Origin of the sequence: Janthinobacterium glycogeni (genome assembly GCF_051380725.1) — a bacterium.
In the GTDB taxonomy this organism is placed as follows: Bacteria; Pseudomonadota; Gammaproteobacteria; order Burkholderiales; family Burkholderiaceae_D; genus Janthinobacterium.
Map to the genome: position 1 here is coordinate 1 of NZ_JBNYXP010000027.1, position 5,020 is coordinate 5,020.

Here is a 5,020-nt window from a genome sequence, read left to right on the forward strand (position 1 = left end):
CGACAACGCTCAATTTAAAAGCCAGGCTGTAATCTCGCTGACTGCGTCGAAACCCTTGTTCCATCGGACACTCCTTCTCTGTAACGAAAAAGTGTCAACTTATTCCAGGACGGGTCAAGGGCAATAAAAAAGCCACCGCACGCAAGTGCCGGTGGCTTTTTTACTGGATGCTGCTTTTCGGATGCCCCTGTGAGGGCTTTTAAAGGGTCACAGGCCGGCGATCTCGTTGTGGGGTAATACTTTGATGGTGATGCCGCTTTCCGCTGCCGGCGCCTTGACCGGTGCCGGCGTGTTCGACGCCATCACCGGCGTCGTCGTCGGCACGCGCTGGCCGGCCGACACTTGTTTCAGGCGGCGGTATTCGGCCAGCACGCGCGAGCCGTAGCCCGAGTCGGTGGCGAAGTTGGCGGCGCCCACATAGGTTTTCAAGCCGGCCTCGACGGAACCGCCACGCGTGACGTAGTCTTTCAGGATCAGGGAGCCGACGCGGATGTTGGCGACCGGGTTCAGCGCCGCTTGCACGCCGCCCATTTCCTGGAAGCGCTCATGGTGCACTTTCGACATGACTTGCATCAAGCCTTGCGCGCCGACGGGGCTTTCCGCGAACGGGTTCAAGCCCGATTCGATGGCCATCACGGCCAGGATCAGCAGCGGGTCCAGCTTGATTTCGCGCGCCGTCAGGTACGCCGTCGACACGAGCATATTGGTCGCGTCGTTGGCCACGCGGTAGCGCTTGGAGAGCCAGTTGGTGACCCATTGCTGCTGCTTTTGCGTGCCCAGCAAGGCTTTTTCTTCCTTGGTCAGCGGTGCCTCGCTGGCGGCGGCCGTTTGCACGGAAGCAGGCGCTTCCATCAGTGCCGACAGGGCCGGTGCTTCAACGGCTTGCGCCTCTGCCATCGGCAGCGGGAACAGGCTGTGCGTCAGTTGCTTGCCCAGGTCCGGGCGGAACATCAGCAGGGCGATCAGTGCCAGGGCGGAAATGCCGAAGACTGTCAGTGTGTGTTGCGCGGTGGTCAAAACACCACGTGCCGAAATGGCTTGTGCGCGGGCGCGCAAACGCGCCAACGCTGGCTGGCCAGCCACGGTTGAAGCAGGCAAGGCTGCTTCAGTGCTACGATGAGTCATAGAGTTCCCCGAAATGTCGCGTCAACAGGCAGTCCCTCCGCGGTCTCGCGGTGTTGTGGGTACTGCCAATGCCGTGCATCAGAAATATCATCGTTTCCGCCGCGTATGTATGCGTGCGAGAAACGCCGTCATTGCTTGCTTGAGCTGATCGGTCCCGTTTTTGGTATTGGATCAGTCGCAATACAACTTTTACCGGGGGTAAGGCAGACGCCTTTTGAAAACACTCCTTAAAATGTCATGTGGAGCCCCGACTCCGTGAATGAAAGAGAAACGCTAAAATCAAGCTCTGGGCCGGCGTGCTCTTTCAAGTTGGGCGAATTGTAGAAGCCGTTTTATATCAAGTCAATACTAACGAATCGTTTCTTTATTACTTTTATGTCTTACTTTTTGACTTGCATTGTGCCAAAAGCCAATAAAATCAATTACTTGGCATAGATCCTTCAGCAACGGCGTCCGACGTCAAAAAAAATTAAAAACACATGAAATATTCAGATTTACGAGATTTTATTTCTCAAATGCAACAAATGGGTGAACTTAAGCCCATTTCGACCCCCATTTCACCGATTTTAGAGATGACGGAAGTGTGCGACCGCACCCTGCGCGCAGGCGGGCCGGCCTTGCTCTTCAACAATCCGACGGGATACGACATGCCGGTGCTGGGCAATCTGTTCGGCACCACGCGCCGCGTGGCGCTGGGCATGGGCGCGGAAGACGTCAGCGAATTGCGCAAGATCGGCCATGTTCTCGCGCGGCTGAAGGAGCCGGAGCCGCCGAAGGATTTCAAGGATCTGCTGGGTCTCGGTTCGCTGGTGAAATCCGTGTGGGACATGTCGCCGAAGGAATTGCGCGGCGCGAAGTGCCAGGAAATCGTCTGGGAAGGTAACGACGTCGACCTGGCGCGCCTGCCGATCCAGCATTGCTGGCCCGGCGACGTCGCCCCGCTGATTACCTGGGGCCTGGTGATCACCAAGGGCCCGAACAAGAAGCGGCAAAACCTGGGCATCTACCGCCAGCAGGTACTGGGGCGCAACAAGGTCATCATGCGCTGGCTGGCGCACCGGGGCGGGGCGCTGGACTTCCGCGAGCATGCGATCCAGAGCAAGGGCAAGCCGTATCCGATCGCCGTCGCGCTCGGCGCCGATCCCGCTACTATATTAGGGGCCGTCACGCCGGTGCCGGACAGCCTGTCCGAATACCAGTTCGCCGGCTTGCTGCGCGGCAGCCGCACGGAGCTGGTGAAAGCCATCGGCAGCGAGCTGCGCGTGCCCGCGTCGGCCGAAATCGTGCTCGAAGGTCATATCTACCCGGACGAAAACCATCCGAGCGGCTACGAGCACGCGCTGGAAGGGCCGTATGGCGACCACACGGGCTACTATAATGAGCAGGACAGTTTCCCCGTGTTTACGATCGACCGCATCACCATGCGCCGGGACCCCATCTACCACTCCACCTATACAGGCAAACCGCCGGACGAGCCGGCCGTGCTGGGCCTGGCCCTGAACGAAGTGTTCGTGCCGCTGCTGCAAAAGCAGTTCAGCGAAATCACGGATTTCTATCTGCCGCCCGAAGGCTGCAGCTACCGCATGGCCGTGGTGCAGATCAAGAAGCAGTACGCGGGCCACGCCAAGCGCGTGATGTTCGGCGTGTGGAGCTTCCTGCGCCAGTTCATGTATACCAAGTTCATCGTCGTCGTCGACGAAGACGTGAACATCCGCGACTGGAAAGAAGTCATCTGGGCCATCACGACGCGGGTCGACCCGATTCGCGACACCACCCTGGTCGACAACACGCCCATCGACTACCTGGACTTCGCCTCGCCGGTCAGTGGTCTGGGCAGCAAGATGGGCATCGATGCGACGAATAAATGGCCGGGTGAAACGACGCGCGAGTGGGGCACGACGATCGCCATGACGCCGGAAGTGAAGGCCAGGGTGGATGGCATCTGGCAAGAGCTGGGTTTGTAGGTATTAGGTCGGTCGGGGTAGGTCGGGTTAGCGCTTGCGCGTAAGCCGACGTTGCGGCGCTTGCATGTTCACGATCTGCGTACCCGGCAGTGTCGGCCGCGTGCTCAGCAGTGTCGGCTTACGGCCTGCGGCCTAAGCCGACCTACGCCTGGGTTTGTAGGGCCGCTGGGGTCAGGCCCTCAACACCGCTGACGCAAAGGTCATTGCCAACTTGACCGGGGGTCTGACCCCGGATTTCAGCTTGCTTCCCCAATTCTGCGCAGACCGGTTATAATTGTCCCCGGCGGGCCCCTGCGCATCGTGGCATGGCTAACCTGGTCAGGTCGGGAACGAAGCAGCCACGGCTATTAACCATGAGTGCCGCAGATCAGGCTCGCCTCCTTCGGGAATGTTTTATCAGTATCGACAATCAAGCTGCCATGGGCAGCTTTTTTGCTTTTGCGGTTCCGTTTTCTTGCCGGGTTGCGGCATTGCCGGGCTTGCCGTGTTTTCCATATTTCCAGCTGGCCATGTTATACAATTGCTGCTTTGCCGCGTTTGCCAGGTTTGCCTGGCCCGGCCATGAGGCTTGCGCCCGCCGCGCAGGATCACCCGCAAAATCGCATGGTAAAATCTCAGCATGTCCTATCAAGTCCTCGCCCGTAAATACCGCCCCAAGAATTTCGAGACGCTCGTCGGCCAGGAGCACGTCGTGCGCGCGCTCACGCATGCCTTGCACAGCGGCCGATTGCATCACGCCTACCTGTTCACGGGTACGCGCGGCGTCGGCAAGACGACCCTGTCGCGCATCCTGGCCAAGTCGCTCAATTGCATCGGCCCCGACGGCACGGGCGGCATCACGGCCCAGCCTTGCGGCGTCTGCGAAGCGTGCACGGCAATCGATGCGGGACGCTTTGTCGACTATATCGAGATGGATGCGGCGTCGAACCGCGGCGTCGATGAAATGGCGCAACTGCTGGAGCAGGCGGTCTACGCGCCAAGCAATGCGCGCTTCAAGGTCTATATGATCGATGAGGTGCACATGCTGACGAACCATGCGTTCAATTCCATGCTGAAAACGCTGGAAGAGCCACCCGAGCACGTCAAGTTCATCCTGGCCACGACGGACCCGCAAAAGATTCCCGTGACCGTGCTGTCGCGCTGCCTGCAGTTCAACCTCAAGCAGATGCCGCCCGGCCACATCATCAGCCACCTGGACAATATCCTGGGGCAAGAGGGCATCGCCTTCGAACAGCCGGCCTTGCGCCTGCTGGCCCAGGGCGCCCACGGCTCCATGCGCGATGCGCTGTCGCTGACGGACCAGGCCATCGCGTATGCGGCCGGCGAAGTAACTTTAGATGCCGTGCAGGGCATGCTGGGCGCGCTCGACCAGTCGTATCTGGTGCGCCTGCTCGACGCGCTGGCGCAGCAGGATGGCGCCGATCTGCTGGCCGTGGCCGACGAAATGGCCTCGCGCAGCCTGTCGTATAACGGCGCCCTGCAGGATCTGGGCACCTTGCTGCACCGCATTGCGCTGGCGCAAACCGTGCCCGCCGCCTTGCCGCAGGATTTGCCGGAATATGCGGATATCGTGCGTCTGGCGGCCGCGTTTGACGCGGAAGAAGTGCAGCTGTTTTACCAGATCGCCGTGCATGGCCGCAATGAACTGGGCCTGGCGCCCGACGAATACGCCGGCTTTACCATGACCTTGCTGCGCATGCTGGCCTTTCGGCCCGGCATAGGCGGCGCCGATGGCGTACCGGCTGCCGCGCCTGCGTCGGCTCCGGGCAACCGTCCCGCCGCCGTGGCCGCCGCGCGCGCCGCCGCTGGCGCTTCCGCACCGGCCGCCCGCGCCGCCACGAACAGCGTGGCCAGCCATGCCGCCGTGACACCGCCCGCCGTTGTCGCCGCTGCCGCCGCCAGCATGGCGCGCAGCGAAGCGCCGCCGCCAC

Annotated in this window: 3 protein-coding genes and 1 other RNA gene; 3 read left to right on the plus strand and 1 reads right to left on the minus strand. The window is 61.0% G+C overall.

Going from position 1 to position 5,020, the window contains the following annotated elements:
- Positions 1-207: 207 nt before the first annotated feature.
- Positions 208-1,017, minus strand: coding sequence for a transglycosylase SLT domain-containing protein (locus tag ACQ4W4_RS27475; protein ID WP_436544658.1), 810 nt, complete (start codon positions 1,015-1,017; stop codon positions 208-210).
- Between the two features lie 587 nt (positions 1,018-1,604).
- On the opposite strand from ACQ4W4_RS27475, the gene ubiD reads away from it, so the two are divergent.
- The 3 genes from ubiD to dnaX form a co-directional block, all read left to right on the plus strand.
- On the plus strand, positions 1,605-3,089 hold the full coding sequence (ubiD, locus tag ACQ4W4_RS27480) for a 4-hydroxy-3-polyprenylbenzoate decarboxylase (protein WP_409026885.1): 1,485 nt from the start codon (positions 1,605-1,607) through the stop codon (positions 3,087-3,089).
- A 282-nt stretch (positions 3,090-3,371) separates the two neighbouring features.
- Positions 3,372-3,470: signal recognition particle sRNA small type (ffs, locus tag ACQ4W4_RS27485), an RNA gene on the plus strand.
- Between the two features lie 238 nt (positions 3,471-3,708).
- On the plus strand, positions 3,709-5,020 hold a 1,312-nt coding region (gene dnaX / locus ACQ4W4_RS27490; protein ID WP_436544659.1), incomplete at its 3' end, for a DNA polymerase III subunit gamma/tau.

Coding starts and splice junctions, on each gene's coding strand:
- ubiD (WP_409026885.1), top strand. CDS start 1,605: ATGAAATATTCAGATTTACGAGATTTTATTTCTCAAATGCAACAAATG.